This window comes from Methylobacterium nodulans ORS 2060, from assembly GCF_000022085.1.
GTDB lineage: Bacteria > Pseudomonadota > Alphaproteobacteria > Rhizobiales > Beijerinckiaceae > Methylobacterium > Methylobacterium nodulans.
Map to the genome: position 1 here is coordinate 21,868 of NC_011892.1, position 16,406 is coordinate 38,273.

Annotated in this window: 15 protein-coding genes and 4 pseudogenes; 11 read left to right on the forward strand and 8 right to left on the reverse strand. The window is 65.6% G+C overall.

Annotation, left to right across the window (positions count from 1 at the left end):
- Nucleotides 1-164 precede the first annotated feature (164 nt).
- Together MNOD_RS44675 and MNOD_RS44680 are read left to right on the forward strand one after the other, a co-directional pair.
- Nucleotides 165-1,613 carry a calcium-binding protein gene (locus tag MNOD_RS44675; protein ID WP_198157694.1) on the forward strand — a complete coding sequence of 483 codons (1,449 nt, stop codon included), beginning with the start codon at nucleotides 165-167 and terminating at the stop codon, nucleotides 1,611-1,613.
- A pseudogene (locus MNOD_RS44680) lies at nucleotides 1,580-1,954 on the forward strand (calcium-binding protein); the annotation flags it as partial. The gene MNOD_RS44675 and the pseudogene MNOD_RS44680, both read left to right, overlap by 34 nt.
- Nucleotides 1,955-2,334: 380 nt before the next feature.
- Here the strand turns inward: MNOD_RS44680 and MNOD_RS36450 are convergent.
- Both MNOD_RS36450 and MNOD_RS36455 read right to left on the reverse strand, forming a co-directional pair.
- Nucleotides 2,335-3,270 (reverse strand): DUF2493 domain-containing protein, encoded by a 936-nt coding sequence (locus MNOD_RS36450; RefSeq protein ID WP_015933979.1) that lies wholly within the window; start codon nucleotides 3,268-3,270, stop codon nucleotides 2,335-2,337.
- Nucleotides 3,271-3,506: 236 nt separating this feature from the next.
- Nucleotides 3,507-4,580 (reverse strand): DUF7146 domain-containing protein, encoded by a 1,074-nt coding sequence (locus MNOD_RS36455; protein WP_015933980.1) that lies wholly within the window; start codon nucleotides 4,578-4,580, stop codon nucleotides 3,507-3,509.
- A gap of 325 nt (nucleotides 4,581-4,905) precedes the next feature.
- Here MNOD_RS36455 and MNOD_RS36460 point away from each other — a divergent pair, with 325 nt between their 5' ends.
- Entirely contained in the window at nucleotides 4,906-5,337 is a 432-nt protein-coding gene (locus MNOD_RS36460) for a Ros/MucR family transcriptional regulator (protein ID WP_015933981.1), read from the forward strand.
- Between the two features lie 33 nt (nucleotides 5,338-5,370).
- Here MNOD_RS36460 and MNOD_RS36465 read toward each other — a convergent pair whose 3' ends face one another.
- From MNOD_RS36465 to MNOD_RS36475, 3 genes are all read right to left on the reverse strand, one after another.
- Nucleotides 5,371-5,757: a type II toxin-antitoxin system VapC family toxin gene (locus MNOD_RS36465; protein WP_015933982.1), complete on the reverse strand. Its 387-nt coding sequence runs from the start codon at nucleotides 5,755-5,757 to the stop codon at nucleotides 5,371-5,373.
- Entirely contained in the window at nucleotides 5,757-6,011 is a 255-nt protein-coding gene (locus MNOD_RS36470; protein WP_015933983.1) for a type II toxin-antitoxin system VapB family antitoxin, read from the reverse strand. The genes MNOD_RS36465 and MNOD_RS36470 overlap by 1 nt, the downstream gene beginning before the upstream one ends.
- Before the next feature lie 120 nt (nucleotides 6,012-6,131).
- Nucleotides 6,132-8,261, reverse strand: coding sequence for a ParB/RepB/Spo0J family partition protein (locus MNOD_RS36475; RefSeq protein ID WP_015933984.1), 2,130 nt, complete (start codon nucleotides 8,259-8,261; stop codon nucleotides 6,132-6,134).
- Between the two features lie 484 nt (nucleotides 8,262-8,745).
- Here MNOD_RS36475 and MNOD_RS36480 point away from each other — a divergent pair, with 484 nt between their 5' ends.
- The 5 genes and pseudogenes from MNOD_RS36480 to MNOD_RS36500 all read left to right on the forward strand — a co-directional run bounded on the left by MNOD_RS36480 (nucleotide 8,746) and on the right by MNOD_RS36500 (nucleotide 11,250).
- Nucleotides 8,746-8,961, forward strand: coding sequence for a hypothetical protein (locus MNOD_RS36480; RefSeq protein WP_015933985.1), 216 nt, complete (start codon nucleotides 8,746-8,748; stop codon nucleotides 8,959-8,961).
- A gap of 82 nt (nucleotides 8,962-9,043) precedes the next feature.
- Nucleotides 9,044-9,616, forward strand: coding sequence for a hypothetical protein (locus MNOD_RS36485; RefSeq protein WP_015933986.1), 573 nt, complete (start codon nucleotides 9,044-9,046; stop codon nucleotides 9,614-9,616).
- Nucleotides 9,617-9,743: 127 nt separating this feature from the next.
- Nucleotides 9,744-9,917: pseudogene (locus MNOD_RS36490) on the forward strand (IS630 family transposase); the annotation flags it as partial.
- Between the two features lie 151 nt (nucleotides 9,918-10,068).
- Entirely contained in the window at nucleotides 10,069-10,710 is a 642-nt protein-coding gene (locus MNOD_RS36495) for a glutathione S-transferase family protein (protein WP_015933988.1), read from the forward strand.
- Nucleotides 10,711-10,917: 207 nt separating this feature from the next.
- The gene (locus tag MNOD_RS36500; RefSeq protein ID WP_015933989.1) at nucleotides 10,918-11,250 is read left to right on the forward strand and encodes an MmcQ/YjbR family DNA-binding protein; all 333 of its coding nucleotides are present in this window, start codon (nucleotides 10,918-10,920) and stop codon (nucleotides 11,248-11,250) included.
- Nucleotides 11,251-11,258: 8 nt separating this feature from the next.
- Here MNOD_RS36500 and MNOD_RS42105 read toward each other — a convergent pair whose 3' ends face one another.
- Both MNOD_RS42105 and MNOD_RS36510 read right to left on the reverse strand, forming a co-directional pair.
- Nucleotides 11,259-11,966 carry a hypothetical protein gene (locus MNOD_RS42105; protein ID WP_015933990.1) on the reverse strand — a complete coding sequence of 236 codons (708 nt, stop codon included), beginning with the start codon at nucleotides 11,964-11,966 and terminating at the stop codon, nucleotides 11,259-11,261.
- Nucleotides 11,966-12,913 carry an ArdC family protein gene (locus tag MNOD_RS36510; RefSeq protein WP_015933991.1) on the reverse strand — a complete coding sequence of 316 codons (948 nt, stop codon included), beginning with the start codon at nucleotides 12,911-12,913 and terminating at the stop codon, nucleotides 11,966-11,968. The genes MNOD_RS42105 and MNOD_RS36510 overlap by 1 nt, the downstream gene beginning before the upstream one ends.
- Before the next feature lie 199 nt (nucleotides 12,914-13,112).
- On the opposite strand from MNOD_RS36510, the gene MNOD_RS36515 reads away from it, so the two are divergent.
- The 3 genes and pseudogenes from MNOD_RS36515 to MNOD_RS36520 form a co-directional block, all read left to right on the forward strand.
- Nucleotides 13,113-13,511, forward strand: a complete 399-nt coding sequence (locus tag MNOD_RS36515; RefSeq protein ID WP_043753483.1) for a hypothetical protein — start codon at nucleotides 13,113-13,115, stop codon at nucleotides 13,509-13,511.
- Nucleotides 13,454-13,636 (forward strand): annotated as a pseudogene (locus tag MNOD_RS44685) (transposase); the annotation flags it as partial. The gene MNOD_RS36515 and the pseudogene MNOD_RS44685, both read left to right, overlap by 58 nt.
- A 578-nt stretch (nucleotides 13,637-14,214) precedes the next feature.
- A pseudogene (locus MNOD_RS36520) lies at nucleotides 14,215-14,376 on the forward strand (IS66 family transposase); the annotation flags it as partial.
- 285 nt (nucleotides 14,377-14,661) lie between these two features.
- Here MNOD_RS36520 and MNOD_RS50835 read toward each other — a convergent pair.
- On the reverse strand, nucleotides 14,662-15,570 hold the full coding sequence (locus MNOD_RS50835; RefSeq protein ID WP_425277528.1) for a lytic transglycosylase domain-containing protein: 909 nt from the start codon (nucleotides 15,568-15,570) through the stop codon (nucleotides 14,662-14,664).
- Nucleotides 15,571-16,406 lie beyond the last annotated feature (836 nt).

Below are 16,406 nucleotides of genomic sequence, written 5' to 3' on the forward strand. Positions count from 1 at the left end.
CAAGCTCGCAGAATTTGGCGTGACATATGGCAGCCTCGCTCTAGGAGTGGTGCTCGAGGACCAGCTCAGCGGCCGCGTCGCAAATGCCTACTTCATGGCGGTTGCGGGCCCGAGAAGGCGTCTATGTCGAGCCCTGGCAATGGGCGGCTATCGGCGACGCCTTAATGCATCGAGATCTCGCTGCCCGGCGAGCTAGCGCTCAGATTGATGCAGACGGCAGTATCTATTACCCGGACCTCGGCTACGGCGTCATTCGAGACTATCACGAATTCGCCTTCCGCAATCTCGGGGGTACGGTTCCGGACGGGCAGGGCGTCACGATTGAGGCTTGGACCGCTTACGCCCCTATCGAGGTCTTGGGCACGAGCACATGGGAGAGAATGCTAGCGGACTCATTGGTCGAGCAGCTTGGGGTCGGCGCGGGCGTTGCTGCGCAGATGGTCGTTGCCACCTGGACCCCCCTGATGTCGGGAATGTCGTTTGAGAAGCAGCCCTTAGCGGAGCGCTGGCTGGATACGCTTTGGCAGGCGCGATCCGCGCCCTTCGCAGAGGGATCGCCACTCGCCTTCCCGACGGAAGTGGAGAATGCCTACATTGTCATGGGCACCCGTGGTGACGATACGCTGAGGGCCAACGAGGAGGCAGCACAAGGCCGAGATATCATGCTTCTCGGCTTGAATGGGAATGACACGATCACCGCGGCCCAATCGGGAGGATATGTCGACGCCGGCGCTGGAGATGACCTCATCATCGGCCAGGGCTCTAATGCGAAAGTCGACGGCGGATCAGGTTTTGATAGCCTACAGCTCAATGCTCCCGATGCAACATCGAAGGCTTATATTTTTATTGATGACGCTTATTACGATAAGTTCTCCGGCGGATCATACTATTTTACTACAAGACCACACTCAACGACATCCGGCATCGAAGGTGAGCGATTTGCACGCATCGAAACCCTTGCAGGGACATCCGGCGATGACAGGTTTTTGGTTTACACTTTATCGACACAGGTTCTGCCAAATATAACCTTGGATGCCGGCCCCGGGATAGACGAGATCTCACTAGAATTTTTGGGCGATCTTCCTGTAGTGGTTGATCTTCTGCAAACCCGCAATTCAGCAGAAATCCTAGGAGTCACTGATCCCGGTAGTATCACATTCAACCTGAGCAATTTTGAGAATGTGACCACCGGTAAAGGGAATGACATTGTCTTTGGAAGCAACTCGGACAATGCAATATCCGTTGGGGATGGACGTAACGAGGCGCATGGCCGCGACGGGAATGATAGGCTTTCTGGCGGAAAAGGCATCGACCGATTGTATGGCGACCGAGGAAAAGACGAAATATTAGGCCATGATGGCAATGATCTCCTCGACGGTGGAGACAATGACGACAAATTATACGGAATGGAAGGCGACGACATACTTCAGGGAGGGAGCGGCAATGATTTCCTGACCGGCGGCTCTGGTAAAGATCTTCTGGACGGCGGCGCAGGCGATAACGAACTGTTTGCGTATGAAGCGGAGGGTGGCGATACCCTCCGGGGGGCGCTGGAAACGACCGGCTTCATGCATCAGGCGGCAACAATCTTCTTGAAGGTGGAGATGGTATAGACGTTCTCCAAGTCTGGTCGGGAAACAACACACTTCGAGGAGGGGCAGGAGACGACAACTTGATTGGAGGATCAGGGAATGATGTGCTCGACGGTGGCCCTGGCAATGATCGACTATGGGGCACATCAGGTGCTGATCTGTTCGTTTTGAGCCCAGGACAGGATTTTATTTATGATTTCGCCTTAGGTCAAGACCGATTGGTTGGCTCCAGGGGCATTTTTTCGGAGACGGGAAACATCTTTGAAGTATTACTGACACACGATAAAGGAAGTACAGTAATTAGTTTTGGTCGCCTGCAAGATTTTCAGCATTACAATGATCTTGGTCTTTTATGGGCGTAAGGAGTTGAGGCCCGGGGTGGTGCGGTAGGATGGGACGTCTGCGGAGAGAGGACTGTGCCGGGGGGCTGCCGTTTGTTCTCATTATGTTCTAACATCGCCCCGCACGCGAGTCACGCAGGAGGGGCGGAGCATGGGGCAGGGACGAGGCATCGGCGGCGCGCGGGTCACCTGCCTCGCTCAATACTTCTCAACAGCGGATCTCATAGGTGACGTCGAACGTCCTTTCGCCCTCATAGCCGAGAAGGTGCTCGCCGTGGATGCTTATTAAGCGCCGATATCCGACAGTTTTGTCATGTAATTTCGGCGATGATTTTCTGGATCTAGATCGCTAACCAGTATGATCTTTAATCGACTTTGTGGCTTCCGGAACGAGCCGGCGCCTAAGCGCCGGCCCGCACGCCCCGCTGCACCGGAATGCCCTTGGCGCGAGCCTTGTCGGCGAGGTTGTCGCTGATGCCGCCGCCCGGGAAATGGACGACCCCGATCGGCATCGCCTCCAGCAGCGCGTCGTTGCGCCGGAAGGGGGCGGCCTTGCCGTGCTTCGTCCAGTCGGGACGGAACGCCACCTGCGGCACCTGGCGGCTGTCGGCCCACTTCGCCGCGATCAGCTCCGCTCCCTTCGGGCTGCCGCCGTGCAGCAGCACCATGCCGGGGTGCTTCGCCTTCACCCGGTCGAGCACCACCCAGATCCGTTCCACGTCCTGATAGTCCTGGCCGCCGGTGAAGGCGATCCGCGGCCCCGGCGGCACCAGGATCTCGGTCTCGGCCTTGCGCTTGGCCGCGAGGAAGTCCCGGCTGTCGATCATCGCCGCCGTCATGGTGCGGTGGTTGACCTGCGAGCCGGAGCGGGGGCGCCAGAGCGAGCCGGTGTGGACGCGATAGACCTCGGCCGCGGCGTCGCGGGCGAACTCGAAGGCGTTGCGCCGCTCCGTCAGGCTGAGCCCCAGCGCGATCAGCCGTTCCAGCTCGACCGAGCGGACCTCGCTGCCGTCCTGCTCGCCCTGGGACTGGCGCTGCGCCAGCTCGTTGTCGTCGAGCTTGCGGTCGAGCTGTTCGGCCCGCCGGTGGAAGAGGTTGACGAAGCCCCAGAGCAGGTCCGAGGCATCGTCCTCGAGGCGGGTGCCGGCGAAGACGTCGGCCAGGGCGTTCATGGCGCCGAGCATCGCGCTCTCGACTGCCTCGGGCTCCGGCAGCGGGCGCGGATCGGCGTCCTGCTCGAAGGGGCGGTAGTGGTGCGTCAGCAGCTCCTCCAGCAGGTGGCCGCCCTGACCGGCGCCATGGTGATCCGTGAAGGAGGAAACGGGGGAGTCGAGCATGGGAGCGCCTTCGGGTCCGGGAAGCCGCGACCGCCGCGGCCTTCATGGCGACTCCTCACCGGGTCAGGGTGGCGCGCGCACCCGGAGGGCCGGAGCGGAGCGGAGGACAGCCGCAGGCTGTTGCGCGCGACAACCGACCCGGTATCGGTCGCCCTCTGAAGAAGGCCGCTGCGCGGGCTCTCCGGGCCGCGGGGCCTGCCCGTCGATCAGCCCTCACGCTCCTCTCTCCGATCGGCTCAGACCACCGCGTCAGGCTCGATGGCCTCGAGGCGGAGGAAGTGCATCGCATCCTGCTCCGCGAGCTGGGGCGCGAGATGGAGCGCCAGGCCGCCCGGGCCGCGCGCCATCAGGTCGGTGTTGAAGTCATCGGCCGCCGGCACGAGCTCCCATACCTCGGGGACGCCGGCGGCCTCGGCCCGGGCTCGCAGGGTCGTGTAGGCGCGCACGCCCTCCGGATCGCCGTCGCGGGCGACATAGAGGCGCCGCAGGCCGGGAGGAAGGACGAGGGCGGCGAGGTGGTTGGCCGAGAGGGCCGCCGCCGCTGAGATCGCCGGCATCACGGCGTGCACCGATAGCGTGGTCTCCAGCCCCTCGCCGGCCACCAGCGTGTCCGGCACGGCGCCGGGGAACCGGACCCCGTGGCCGAGCTGGTGGCCGAGAGAGCGCCGCGGGTCGGCCAGCGCCGCCTTGCCGCGCCCGTCCGGAGCAAGCCAAGTGCGGGCGACGCCGGTGACCGTGCCGTGCAGGTCGGTGACGGCGGCCAGCAGGGCTGGATGCTGCTGGGATGGCTCGTCGTCCGAGACACGATGGTAGCAGCGCGGATGGTAGCGCAGGGCGGGCAGGCCGATGGCGCGGGCGAGCCCACGCCCGGCGAGGTAGGTGGCTGCGGGCGTGCCGGCCACGGATCGCCCGGACCGGAACAGGCGCCGGGCAGCCTCCACCGTGTCACGCGTCGCAAGCGCCGGTCCGCCCTGGCCTGAGGCCTCCGGCCGGGCGGGCCTCGGCAGGCGCAGGAATTCGCGCGCCTCCTCCAGGGTCTCGCGCCAGTCGTCGTGGCCGCGGTTGAGCCGGATCAGGTCGAGGAGGTCGCCGTACTCGCCGCTCGCGGCATCGACCCATCGGCCGCGCGCGCCCTTGCCGGAGCTGGGGCCGGTCAGGCGCACGTACAGGGACGAGCCGGCGCTGTTGTTCACATCGCCGACGAGCCAGTAGCGGCCCTGCCGGCGGCCATTGGAGAGGTAGTGACGGCAGACCACCTCGGCGATCTCGCCGAGACGGCGCGCGAGCTCGGCTGCCGGATGCGACGGCATGGAAGTCTCCGGGTGCGAAAGGACGAAGCCAGGCTGCCGTAGAGATACACCGGATGAGCGGAAGCCGGGCCAGGAGCATGGCGAGGATAGTTGGCCCATCCTTTGGGTCACGGGCTGGCTCTGAAGGGTGCGCCTCGGGGAGCGGCCGTCTCGCCACCTTCCCCAAGGTTCATCCTTCGCCCGCTGCCCTCTTGCTTTCGAACATCGGCGCGCACCCGCACGGTTCGCGCTCGAAGACCTGTCCGGCCGTCGAGAACAGGAGCCGAAGGTCTTGACGGTTACGACTGCCAAGCCCCATCTGACCTCTTTCACCGGGAGGATCAGGGTGGTCAATCAGGTCGCGCAGCAGCCGGATGAAGCGATCGTCCGGACGGCCACAATCGTGATGGCCTACGTGTCCAACAACAGTCTCCGACCCGCCGAGCTGCCGGACCTGATCGCCTCCGTTCATGCGGCGATCGGTAGGGGCCGGGCACCTGAGCCCGCCGAGCCGCAGACGCCCCGGGCGACGCCGGCGCAGATCCGCCGCTCGATCTCGCATGAGGCGCTGATCAGCTTCGAGGACAGCAAGCCCTACAAGTCGCTCAGGCGGCACCTGACGACGCGCGGCCTGACACCCGAGCAATACCGCGCGAAATGGGGCCTGCCGCCCGACTACCCGATGGTGGCGGCGGCCTATTCGGAAGAGCGCTCCGCACTCGCACGGGCGGCCGGCCTCGGCCGCAAGCGGGCCGCGGTCAGGCCGCCCGCCCGGTGATGCCGGCAGCCCGCGGCTCCGCGTGAGGCCGTGTTATGCGGCCCGAACGTCGGTTTGCGAGAAATCGTTGCCTTTGAAGAGGAGCGGTTCTCCCGTCAGGGCGGCAAGCGCATAGGAAAAGCAGTCGCCGAAGTTCAGCCCGGCGGAATGGCGGCCCTTGCCGTAACGCCGCCAGGCGCGCCGAGCCCGATCAGCGTGTTCCGGCTCGACCGCAACGATCTCGACCTCGGCCTTGTGCAGCCACAGATCGAGCTCGCTCCCGCCGGCTTCGCCGAGGCGGGTTTCCAGCACCATGGCAGCCTCGAGAACCGTGGCGGCCGAGATCAGACGCACAGGGTCGTCGGCGATCTTGCGTTCGAAGCCGGCCGCCTCCGGCTCATCGAGCGCGATTGCGACGATGGCGGATGTGTCGATGACCATCAGCCTGGCAATCCGTTCTCGTCATAGCCGAGGATCTCGTCGGCGCTGCGGGGGTCGAGGACAGGGAGGGTGCTCCACCGGCGACGGCAGGCGGCCAGATCTTCGAGCAGCGCCGCCTTGCGCGCGTCGGAGCCGACGCGGCGCAGGCGCTCCTCCAGCGCTTTCCGGGTGGCGACCGTGATGGTTTCTCCTGTGCGTTCAGCCAGCGTTCGCGCCAACCGCTCGGTTTCCGGGTCTTTGATGCTCAGTGCCATGGCAAGGCTCCCAGGTTCCTAAGTTTCTATTTTCTACCTACATAGCACGGCGAGCCTCGCATTCCATGACACCGGCAGAAGGCCGGAGCTTCCAGCCCTCGGCTCCTTGCGAGCTCGTGCCTATTCGGCGGCGACGGCGTAGGAGCCCCGGTCGCCAACCTCCGGATCAGTCCCGTCCTCGGCGGCCAGGAACGCCGGCAACGCCTCCGGCCGGGCCTCCGGCTCGGAGGCTGCGGTCCCCCTCTCATGATCCATGTCCGCTGCGGGCAGGGCGCCGCGGTCGAGCCCCGGCGTGCGCAGCGGCTGCGGCAGCCAGCCGGACCCCGCCAGGAGCCGCTCCGCCTCCCGCGCCATGTCGGCCTTCTTCAGGTGATCGATGAGCTGGGCCGCCTGCTCGCCCCGGGCCTCCCGCACCGCGCTCAGGATGCGGCTCTTCGTGACCTTGCCGAAAAAGTTGGCCGCCGTCGGCTCCCAGTGCCGCGCCATGGCGAGCCCCACCAGCTCGGCGACGCGGTGGCCATGCGCGATGGCCGCCGGCCGACTGTCGTGGGGAAGCTGCATGGCATTGACGCTCAGGCCCGCGCAGAGCGCGAACAGGCTGGCGCGCGAGTCGGCGTCGAGACCCAGCAGGAAATCCCACAGCGCCGCCGATTGGCGCGGCAACTGGCCGGCCCAGAGATCCCGCCGGCTCTGGAGCGCAGTGGCCGGGCCGAACGTCGCCAGGCCCTCGACCGAACGGTCCGGGCTCGTGCTGCGGGTCGTGATCTCCAGGCACGAGTCGCCCGAGAGATGGAACACCCGCAGCACCATCGCGTGCAGCACGGCGAGGAAGGCGGCATCGGGGTCATCCGCCAGCGCCTCGCGCAGCGCCAGCGTGCGATAGGTGGTCAGCTCCATCATGTGCCGCTCGGTGAGTGGACGGTCCGTCTCGGCCTCGTCAGGCTCGGGGGCCGGTTCAGTCCCCTGCGGAGCGCCTCCGATCGTGAACACCACGCACTGCACCGCGGGCGTCTCGCCCTCCGGAACGCCAGCGGCGTCGCCCTCCGGGGCCGCCGGGCTCTCGATCGGCAGGTCGCCGAGGCGCACGTAGCCCCGCTCGATCCGCAGTTCGCCGTCGTGGTCCAGGCTGACGAACGCGCCGGCGATCGCGATGTCCGCGGGGGCATAGCGGAACGCCCGGGCGTCGAAGGCCTCGATCGCCCGCTCCAGCTCGGCCAGGCGCGCGTCGACCTCCTCCGGCAGGTCGCCGTCGCCGGCATGCTGCTGCTCGAGGTCATCGTACTCCGCGCGCAGCGCGTCGCGGGCGGCTGTCTCCTCGTCGGTGAGCACCGGCTCGGGAAAGACGCGGCTCAGGCCGTTCTTGTGCCCGTAGGGGAAGTGCAGGGCGACCTCGACCCACTTCCATCCCTCCGCCCGCACCTCGGCCGCCAGGAGCTGGAGCTTCTCCGTGGCGAGGCGGTCGAGGAGCGCCGGGTCCTTGAACCAGCCCTCGCCCTCCTCGGAGAACAGGTCCCGGATGACGCTGCCGCCGGCCGCCTCATACGCCTCCGTGCCCACGAACTGCGCCCGGGGGTCGCTGCTGGGCACCTGCTCGCGGGTGAGCATCTGGCGGATCGTGTAGGCCGGAGCGGGATAGCGCTGCTGCCGGATCGCGTCCCACACCTGTTCCTGCTGCGCGTGGTCGGGCGACACCGTGAAGGCCATGAGCTGCTGCAGCGTCATCTCCTCGGCCGCGTAGGCGGCCAGGAGCGTCTCGCTGACCGAGGCGAGCTTGAGGCGCTGCTTCACAATGGTGACCGTGACGAAGAAGCGGGCGGCGACGTCCTCCTCGCTCAGGCCGGCCTCGATCAGGGCCTTGAAGGCCCGGAACTGATCGAGGGGGTGGAGCTGCTCGCGCATGGCGTTCTCGGCCAGCGAGTCCTCTTCGGCCGAGATCGCGCTGCCGGGCTCGCGCACGATGCAGGGCACCGGGGCGGTCTTGGTCATGCGCCGGGTCTTCACCAGCCGCTCCAGGGCCCGGAAGCGGCGGCCGCCGGCGGGCACCTCGAACAGGCTGGTCTCGGCGCCATCAGCGTCGAGGACGGGGCGCACGCACAGGGACTGGAGCAGGCCGCGATGGGCGATGTCCTCGGCGAGCTGCTCGATGGTCTGGCCGTGGCTGATGCGCCGGACGTTGGCCTGGCTGAGCACCAGCTTGTCGAAGGGGATGGTGCGGGCGGACGCGAGGGTGATCTTCTTGCTGGCAGCCATGTCGGGATCTCCGCGACGGGCGGCCGGGAGCCTCTCTCCCGATCCCTCATCCCCGTCGTGACCTCCCCAGCCCTCCTCTCCCTCTTGCTGCCCACCGGCTGCCATGGGCTGGAATCACCTGACGCAACGGCCTATTATCGCCATGGGGCGGTACGCGCCGCCCTGGGGCGTGGAAACCCCGAGCACACCGGCTTGGTGCCCGCCGGCTTGGGCACCGGATTCCTTGACCATGCGGTCGGGGAGCCTGCGACGCATGTCCAGGCGCTCCGGTGCTAAAGGTCGTAGGGACCGGGTGTGCTCGGTTTTCCAACTCCCCGACTAGGGATGGTCTTCGGCTCGTTTGCGGGGGCGCACCGCAGACACGAGCTTCCCGGGGAGGCGATCTGTGTGCGGCTCGATTGATCACAATACGGTTTGGTCGCGCGAGTGCCGCCCGAACCTGACTGGAGCACCATACCCCCGCCCAGGTTAGGCTGGACGCGCCATGTGGCTGAGGCGACGCGCGCGCCGCTGGGCCTGCGTGCGGGCTCGGGCCCGGATCATGCAGGGCCGCTACGGGGCCGAAGCCTATTACGTGGCGCGGGATCGCGCGCGCCGGCCGCACGGACAGCGGGTGTGGTTCTGGACGCGCGTCGCGATCGAGCTGGCTCGTTGGCAGGGACGTGAGATCGGCGTCAGCGCCAGCGATCGGTGGCGGTAGGCGCCCCGTTCCGGGAGCCCATCCGAGGGTCGCAACGCAATGCCAGCCTCCTGTTTGGCTTGGATTTTCGATGGGAGTTCACATGGCAAGCAGCATTGAATTCTTGCTGAAGCAGCTCTGGGTCTTGAATGAACAGGACGGCATCCAGCAATCGATGAGACGATGCTCTCACACGATGGATGGGATCGCCACGTTTGATCCATCGAAAAAGATCAAACTCAGCCCCATGCTCAGGGAGAGGTTTCGATGTGCTTACGAATGGGAAAATGCAGCGATTGGCCAAACCTGGCTGGGGTTGGACAAAGTTGCGATCGCATCCGATGATACACAAATAAGAAAGCACTATGATCTTCGTGTTCAAAATTGGACACACGCCCCTCCCGCAATGACTACCCCGTCGCGAACCGCCATCTACGGCATCAATACGGAGAGGCGCGAGGCAACTTATTTGGCTTGGCCAGCCGAAGACGAAGAGCCGATCATTTGCGCCCTTTACGGTGGTCAATTCGATATCTTCAAGAACTTGAAGAGATATCTCGAATTTCTAGCCGGAGACCGCTGCCATGACGACAGTGAGGAAATCCTTCCGCACGTCCCGCTGTCAGTCGACGAGGTCGTGACGAAGGCCCGTGAGGACGGAGGCCTCGAGCGCTGAGAATACCGGTCGCTGAGGCTGACGAGACCCCCGTGCTCAACGCTCGCAGCGCACCATGCGCACCTGGTGCCGACGGATCAGCTCGGCCAGCGTTCGTAGGACGACCCGCATGAAGACCGGACTGAACAGTCCGGAGTTCAATCCGATCGAGCGTGCCTTCGCCAAGCTGAAGGCCCTCCTGAGCAAGGCGGCCGAACACTCCTTCAACGGATTGCGCCAAGCCATCCTGCGCATCTTCGATGCCTTCACGCCTGCCGAATGCTCCAACTACTACGCCGGAGCAGGATATTACGCAAAATAAGCTGAAAATGCCCTAAGGTCGGTGGGCCAGGGTGCGCTGCCCGGAAGCGGACCTCTTGAACGCGTGCTGAGGGTGGGAGTGCGCCTCGATTGTCGGCACGGGACGCGGTCGTGCGTCCTTGGTCAAAGACGCACGCAAGCCGGAGAAGCTCATGGCCGACCTCGTTCTCCACACCTTCGATTGGGTTCCCGAGATGCCTCGGGGCTATGTGCGTGACCTGCGGGTGCGTTGGGCTCTGGAAGAGGCCGGTTTGCCGTATCGCGTCGAGAGTGTGCCGTTCGGAAAGCGGGGCGCCGAGCACTTCGCGCACCAGCCCTTCGGCCAGGTGCCGTGGCTGACCGATGGAGACCTCTCGACCTTCGAGAGCGGCGCGATCCTGGTTCATCTCGGCGAGCGCAGCGAGGCCCTGATGCCTGCCGATCCCCGTGGCCGCAGCGAAGTTCTGGAGTGGGTGTTCGCGGCGCTCAACTCAGTCGAGATGGCGAGCCTGCCCTGGTCCATTGTCCAGTTCTCCGGCGACACAGGCGATACGCCGGGATGGACGCCTCTCAATCAATTCCTCAACGCTCGACTTCAGCACATGGAGCCGGTGCTGGCCGGACGCGAATGGGTGGCCCGGGGGGTCTTTTCCGTAGCCGACATCCTCATGGCCGACGTGCTGCGCCTCGTGGACCGCTTTGAGGGGCTGGCGGGTTTTCCCAGCTGTCGCGCCTACGTCGCGCGCGCGACGGCGCGTCCGGCCTTCCTGAAGGCGCATGCGGACCAGATGGCGCATTTTGCTGCGGCAGACTGAACGGCTTTGGACGTCCGCTCAGGGTCGTTCTTTCCCAGCGGCTGGGCTGGTTTGTGTTCGATCGCACGCTGTCGGCGGCGGAGCGCCGTTGGGCGTTCGAAGTGCGGCGCGTGTTCGCCAAGCGCATCGGTCACGAGATCAGGCTCGATACCGCAACTCGCATGCTCATGCGGGACGACGGCACCAAGCGGCTACGAGGGGTGACGAGTGACCACGGGAGATGATTTGCGACGAGCGGCGTTAGCGCTGGAGGGCACTGTCGAGAGCCCGCATTTCGACCGTGCCGCGTTCAAGGTCGCCCGCATCTATGTGACGTTGGCGGCGGATGGCCGCACAGCCAATTTCAAGTTCAGCCCGGACGAGCAGGAGTTCAAATGCCTCCTGGCCCCCGACGCCTTCAGCCCCGTGCCGAATGCCTGGGGCAAGCAGGGATGGACGACTGGCCGTTTGTCCGCGCTGAGCGAGGAGGAGCTTGTCAGCGCGCTCAAGACGGCCTGGGCGCACGCGCTGCCGAAAAAGCCGAACCGTCGCCGCCGTTGAGGTTGCCGTCAGTAGTTGGCGACATCGGTTCGAGGACGACGGTGCAGGTCTTTCCGAGAACCGGGTCCTTCGCCGCTTGCCAAGCGAAGGAAGCCCGGACGCCGGCCGGCCCCTGGATCGGGGTCTTCGGCCGGGGCAGGAAGACGCTGTGAAGCGTGGATAGGAGCGATTTGTCGGCGTCGATCGATCAGGCGCACGCGCGAGGTCAGGAAAAGGATGCCCGCGCCGAGATTGCCACGGAAGACGAGTTCGTTGGCCGGGGCCGTCTTGGGGCCGCCCCCGACCGTGCGCCGCCCGATCCGGCGGAACGCCGCGTCGAAGGTCGCCGGGTGGAACAGCCACGGCGGCCGGTGCGGGTCGAAGCGCCCGACGGCGATCTGGTGCAGAAGCCCGGCGAGATAGGGCGGATCGCCTGGATAGCGGCAGGTCCGCCATAGGGCACGAATTGTGCGCCGGAGCGCGGTGTCGAGCGCGAACAGGCGGGCCCGGGCCTGCCGCCAGCCGGCGGTCCGCTGGCGACGGCGCTCGCGCTCGGCCTCGGCCCACCAGACGGCGCGGCAGGCCATCTCGGCGGCGACGTCGTGCTGGCTAGCCGCGATCGCGTCGGCAAAGAGCGGCAGCGCCTCGAGTTCCAGGCGCTGCTTGCGCAGGAACGCTGCGCGCTTGCACGACGTCTCACGATAGGGCTCCGGTCGGGGTACGCGGCGGAAGCGCATCAGGCGGCCTCCGCCTCAGCCGACGCGGGCGACTCCGCATCGAGCAGGCGGCCAAGCAGCCAATCGGCCGCCTTGCTGGCGTGGGAGGCGGCCCGCACGATGGCGCGGTCGTCCTCGCGCAGGACCTCAAGCCACGCCCCAATGTAGTCGGCGTGGCGCACGGTCGGGACGATGCCGAGGCTCGCGCAGACGAAAGCCGCCGAGATCTCGGCCACGAGTTCCTCGCGGGCGTAGCAGGCGCCGCCACGCGGCCCCTTCATCTCGCGGTTCAAGCGCGAGGCGTGGCCGGTGGCGTGGGAGAGCTCGTGCGCGGCGGTGCGGTGGAAGTTGATCGGCTCGTGGAAGGCCTCGGGCGGGGGCAGTACGATCACGTCGTCGGCTGGCCGATAGAAGGACATGTGGCCGCCGATGCGGATGGTCACGCCGGAGGCCTCCATCAGGGCACGAAAGCGCGGGAGGATGAGGTCCTCGCGCGGCGGCGCGGGGACGAGCATCTCCGTAGGCAGGCCGTCGCACTGGGCGACATTGAAGACGGTGAAGCGCTTCAGGAACGCGATCTGGCGGGCCTGATCGCCGTCGCGGTCGGCACGCTGGCGCTCGTCTTCCGGGGTGAAGCGGTCGGCATAGACCACGGTGGTGCCGTGTTCGCCACGGCGCACGCAGCCGCCGAGGCTGAGCGCCTGGCGGAAGGTGAGCCAGCGCTGGGTCGCGTAGCCGTTCTCGATCGCAGCGGCCCAGAGCAGCATGACGTTGATGCCACTGTAAGCTCGGGTCGAGGCGGCGTTGCGAGGCATGGTCACCGCGGCGGTGCCGGGGCCGGTGCTCCAGGGCTGGACCCAGGGCACGCAGCCGGCTTCGAGCTGAGCGATGATCTTGTCCGTGATCTCCCGGTAGAGGCTGGCGCGCTCGGTGCGGGTGCTGCGCGCGGGCGAGGAAGCTCGGGCCATCGGCGGGCTTTCGCGACGGGTGCCGGAGCCTCTCTCCGACCGTCCACCCCGTCCGAAGCCCCCTGCCGTCCTCTTCCTCCCGAGGCTGGCTCCTGGGACTGAGCGCTCCCGGCGAGACGATCGCCGGCCGCGGCACGCTTGGCTTAACCCTGGGGAGCTAAGGTGGGCCCCCGATCAGGCCTCGGGCCGAGGAGCAGGGATGCCGATCCGGCCCGAGCACCGGTTCTTCTACCCCATCGACTGGCCGCAGCTCTCCGCCGTGATCCGGTTCCGCCGCGCGGGCGGGCGGTGCGAGTCCTGCGGCCGGCCCCACCTGCAGCAGGTCTTCCATCTCAGCGACGGACGCTGGTGGGATGGCGAGATCGGAGCGTGGCGGGACGGCTCGGGGCGGCGGCTGCGCGGCCGGCCGAAGGTCGAGGATCTGCTCGGGAGGGTGCGCACGACGCGGGTGGTGCTGGCGACGGCGCACCGGGATCACGATCCCTCGAACAATGCGGATGCCAACCTCGCGGCCTTCTGCCAGCGCTGCCACATAAGACGTCGCGGCGTGAGCGCAAGAAGGTCGAGATGTTGTTTGCCCACCTCAAGCGCCTCTTGAAGCTGGATCGGCTCCGGCTGCGGGGTCCGAACGGAGCCCGCGACGAGTTCCACCTCGCCGCAGCTGCTCAGAACCTGAGGAAGCTCGCCAAGCTCGTCCCGGTCCCGCAGCCGAGCCCGGCTTGATCGGCGGGAGGCACTCCGTGCCCCACGAGGGTCGCTCCTCGCAGCCACCGCTGATCCAGCCTGCCCGCGAGTTTTGCAACGAAATCGGCGCGAAGCAGCCGCTGGCTCGGTGACCGCAGGCATCGATATTGTTGGAAAAGACCCTGACGCCCTTCGGCTCCTCTACAGGTAGTGGCAACTGCAGCGCACCGGCCCAACCTGTTTTATGCTGGCGCACAAGAGCGAGCCCCAAACGGAGTTTTTCAACAATATCCATCGAAAGCGGATCAAAACTCACCAACAGCATCCGGCCATTTTTAGGCGGGACAGGTGGTACAGGTGGTACTCGAAGGGGAAATCCACGGAATAAGTGGTACTGGGCCGGGTACAAGGTGAGACAGGCCCCTCGCCAGCAACCTGGCGGTATCACACTGTCCCACCCCAGGTACCACCTAAACCTGCTTGTCTTCGCTCTGCAGTACCGCCTGTACCCCTTGTACCACTCTTACGACCCCTGAGGGCTGAAGGGCGAGCCGAAGGCAAACCGGGCTTCCCGGTCGTACTGCACCGCTTCCAAGCGAATGCGGGCCGAACGCCTGCGGGCGCCACGCCCGGCGGTCGTGCAGCGGAAGGTGACGAACGGCTACCGAGCGATGTGGGCGGCTCGGGGAGAGGCGGACGTGCGCACCGTCGTAGCGACCGTCACCCTCAAGACCAAGGCGAGCCCCTTCGCCATCCTGCTCACCACCAACAGCGGCTAACAACCACCCGAACCACAACCCAAAGGCGTGGCACACTCTTTGCCGCACCAAATCACCTCTCGAGTAAATGCCTACAGAGTATTGGGCCGTGCGGCATCCTAGCTGCAGCATCCGGGTTGATGGCGGCGAAGATACCGGTCGGCCTTGCTCATCGTAAGCATCTTACGGAATAACAATCCTCGATGTTCCACTTCTAAAATTTCTGATGCTGGGCTGCGGATGCCGCGGCCGCTGCAAATTGCTAGGCGGCTGAATGGATCGGGCGACGCCGTTGTTGTTGCCGTCTCAGATACCAGTTGCAATGATCAGTCCGGACCGCTTGAGCTTGGCATCGATGGCCTTCAGCCGCGCATCGCGCTCAGCCCAGATCCGCCGGGTTTGCTCCTGCTTCTTTAGCTGGAGTGCGGTCTGGGCAGCCGTAAGGACATCAGCCCCAATTGAAACCGATGCCAGCTTGACGGTCGGTGGGCGTGAGGGAGGAAGGACGATCCTTGCCTGTGCTGAGCGGCGTTCAGCCGGCCGCGAGCTGTTGCCAGCGCCAGCGTCGGCAATCGAGCGCGTTGCCTTGGTCGTCTCACGTGGTCTGTGCGGTTCAACAGATGCAGCTTGAGGTAAGGAGGAAGGGCTTGGCTTTCGAGGTTGAGCGGCTGCCGCAGAGGCCGAGGTGGGCCCGGGTTCGGTTGGTGGTGCAATCTCGCCAGCCAGGGGCGAGCCGATGAGGGCCAAGTGCGCCCGCGCCCTTCGGCAGTACTCAACCGAGAGCGGCGTCATCCGCTCCTCGCCATGGCCAGCTCGATACTTCATCAGCGCCCGGCACAGATCGCCGCCCGCGAGACGCCACGCCCGAGCCAAATAGGCCACCCCATAGCGCACATTCGTCGTGGGTTCGGCCAAATCGGCATCGGTTCCTCGGTAGCCCAGCATGGCGGCAGTCTGCGGCCGGACCTGCATTAGCCCAACCTCGCCGACACCGCCGATGGCGTTCGGGTTGTAGGCTGTCTCGACCTGCGCGACGGCATCAGCGACGGCCGGCGGCAGCCCCTGCCGGATGGCCTCCTGTGTGAGCATGTCGAGGTAGGCGCTGCGGCCCTTGTTGTAAATCGTCGGCAGGCCAACCAAGCCCACGATCGTCGGCGGTAGCGGCAGATTTGGGAATCCGTCATTCGCAGATTCCGCTTGTGCGCTGGTGGCCACGCAAACGCAAGCAAGTCCTACAGCGGCGGCCACAGAGATCCTGCGAGCCGTTACAAGTGCTCCCCCCACGATCCTGACCTCCCTTCAGTCCGTGAAGGTCACGCTAGCCACAAATAAGGCAGCACGAAGAAGCAGCGGTCAGTTCTGTGGGATTGCCGCCGGAGCAAAAGGGTTAGCACAGAAATGTATCCGTCGTCTCTCAGGTCCTCACCGCAATCCTGTTTCAGGCCGAGCTGGAGCGGAACTGACCGATGTTGGAAGCGCTATCCTGCACCGGGCAGTACGGGTGGTACTCGAAGGGGAAATCCAGGAAGCAGGTGGTACGGGAGCGGGTACAGAGCGGTACTAACCTAAGGGAAAAACTTGTTTGTCTTACTTTATAGGTTACCCTGTACCACCCGCTTCCTAGATTTCTCCTTCGAGTACGACCTGTATCGCTTGTACCGCCTGTACCACCAGTGAGGGTGGACAGCGTGACATCGGAAGCACATCACAGCGAATTATGCTGTATCCGATCCAGGCGACTTAGTGTGGGTAATTGCGGTTTGGTTGCTCATAAGGGGCTCCTGTCCGAGACGGGGTGGCCCCACGATCTTCAGACAGGCCCCGCTGGGCCGACCATCTCATCGGCATTGCTGGCCACCCCTACTGCGGAAGCGGTTTAGCTCAGTAGCGCATCTCGCCCCTTCAGCGCCATGTCACTTCGCGCCACGGGAGACTCGACTGAAGTGCAAGGTGTGGCGGAGCCCCTCACGTCCAGGCAGATGGACGCGCGATAAATCGACTGTATTGCCGGAGTGCCAAGCTCGACTATTTCGGTCTTAGCCCATTGCCGT

What these genes read in the sequence shown, in the direction of transcription:
- MNOD_RS44675 (WP_198157694.1), top strand. Translation starts at nt 165, where the DNA reads ATGCATCGAGATCTCGCTGCCCGGCGAGCTAGCGCTCAGATTGATGCA.
- MNOD_RS36450 (WP_015933979.1), bottom strand. Translation starts at nt 3,270, where the DNA reads ATGCTCGACTCCCCCGTTTCCTCCTTCACGGATCACCATGGCGCCGGT.
- MNOD_RS36455 (WP_015933980.1), bottom strand. Translation starts at nt 4,580, where the DNA reads ATGCCGTCGCATCCGGCAGCCGAGCTCGCGCGCCGTCTCGGCGAGATC.
- MNOD_RS36465 (WP_015933982.1), bottom strand. Translation starts at nt 5,757, where the DNA reads ATGGTCATCGACACATCCGCCATCGTCGCAATCGCGCTCGATGAGCCG.
- MNOD_RS36470 (WP_015933983.1), bottom strand. Translation starts at nt 6,011, where the DNA reads ATGGCACTGAGCATCAAAGACCCGGAAACCGAGCGGTTGGCGCGAACG.
- MNOD_RS36475 (WP_015933984.1), bottom strand. Translation starts at nt 8,261, where the DNA reads ATGGCTGCCAGCAAGAAGATCACCCTCGCGTCCGCCCGCACCATCCCC.
- MNOD_RS36480 (WP_015933985.1), top strand. Translation starts at nt 8,746, where the DNA reads ATGTGGCTGAGGCGACGCGCGCGCCGCTGGGCCTGCGTGCGGGCTCGG.
- MNOD_RS36485 (WP_015933986.1), top strand. Translation starts at nt 9,044, where the DNA reads ATGGCAAGCAGCATTGAATTCTTGCTGAAGCAGCTCTGGGTCTTGAAT.
- MNOD_RS36495 (WP_015933988.1), top strand. Translation starts at nt 10,069, where the DNA reads ATGGCCGACCTCGTTCTCCACACCTTCGATTGGGTTCCCGAGATGCCT.
- MNOD_RS42105 (WP_015933990.1), bottom strand. Translation starts at nt 11,966, where the DNA reads ATGCGCTTCCGCCGCGTACCCCGACCGGAGCCCTATCGTGAGACGTCG.
- MNOD_RS36510 (WP_015933991.1), bottom strand. Translation starts at nt 12,913, where the DNA reads ATGGCCCGAGCTTCCTCGCCCGCGCGCAGCACCCGCACCGAGCGCGCC.
- MNOD_RS36515 (WP_043753483.1), top strand. Translation starts at nt 13,113, where the DNA reads ATGCCGATCCGGCCCGAGCACCGGTTCTTCTACCCCATCGACTGGCCG.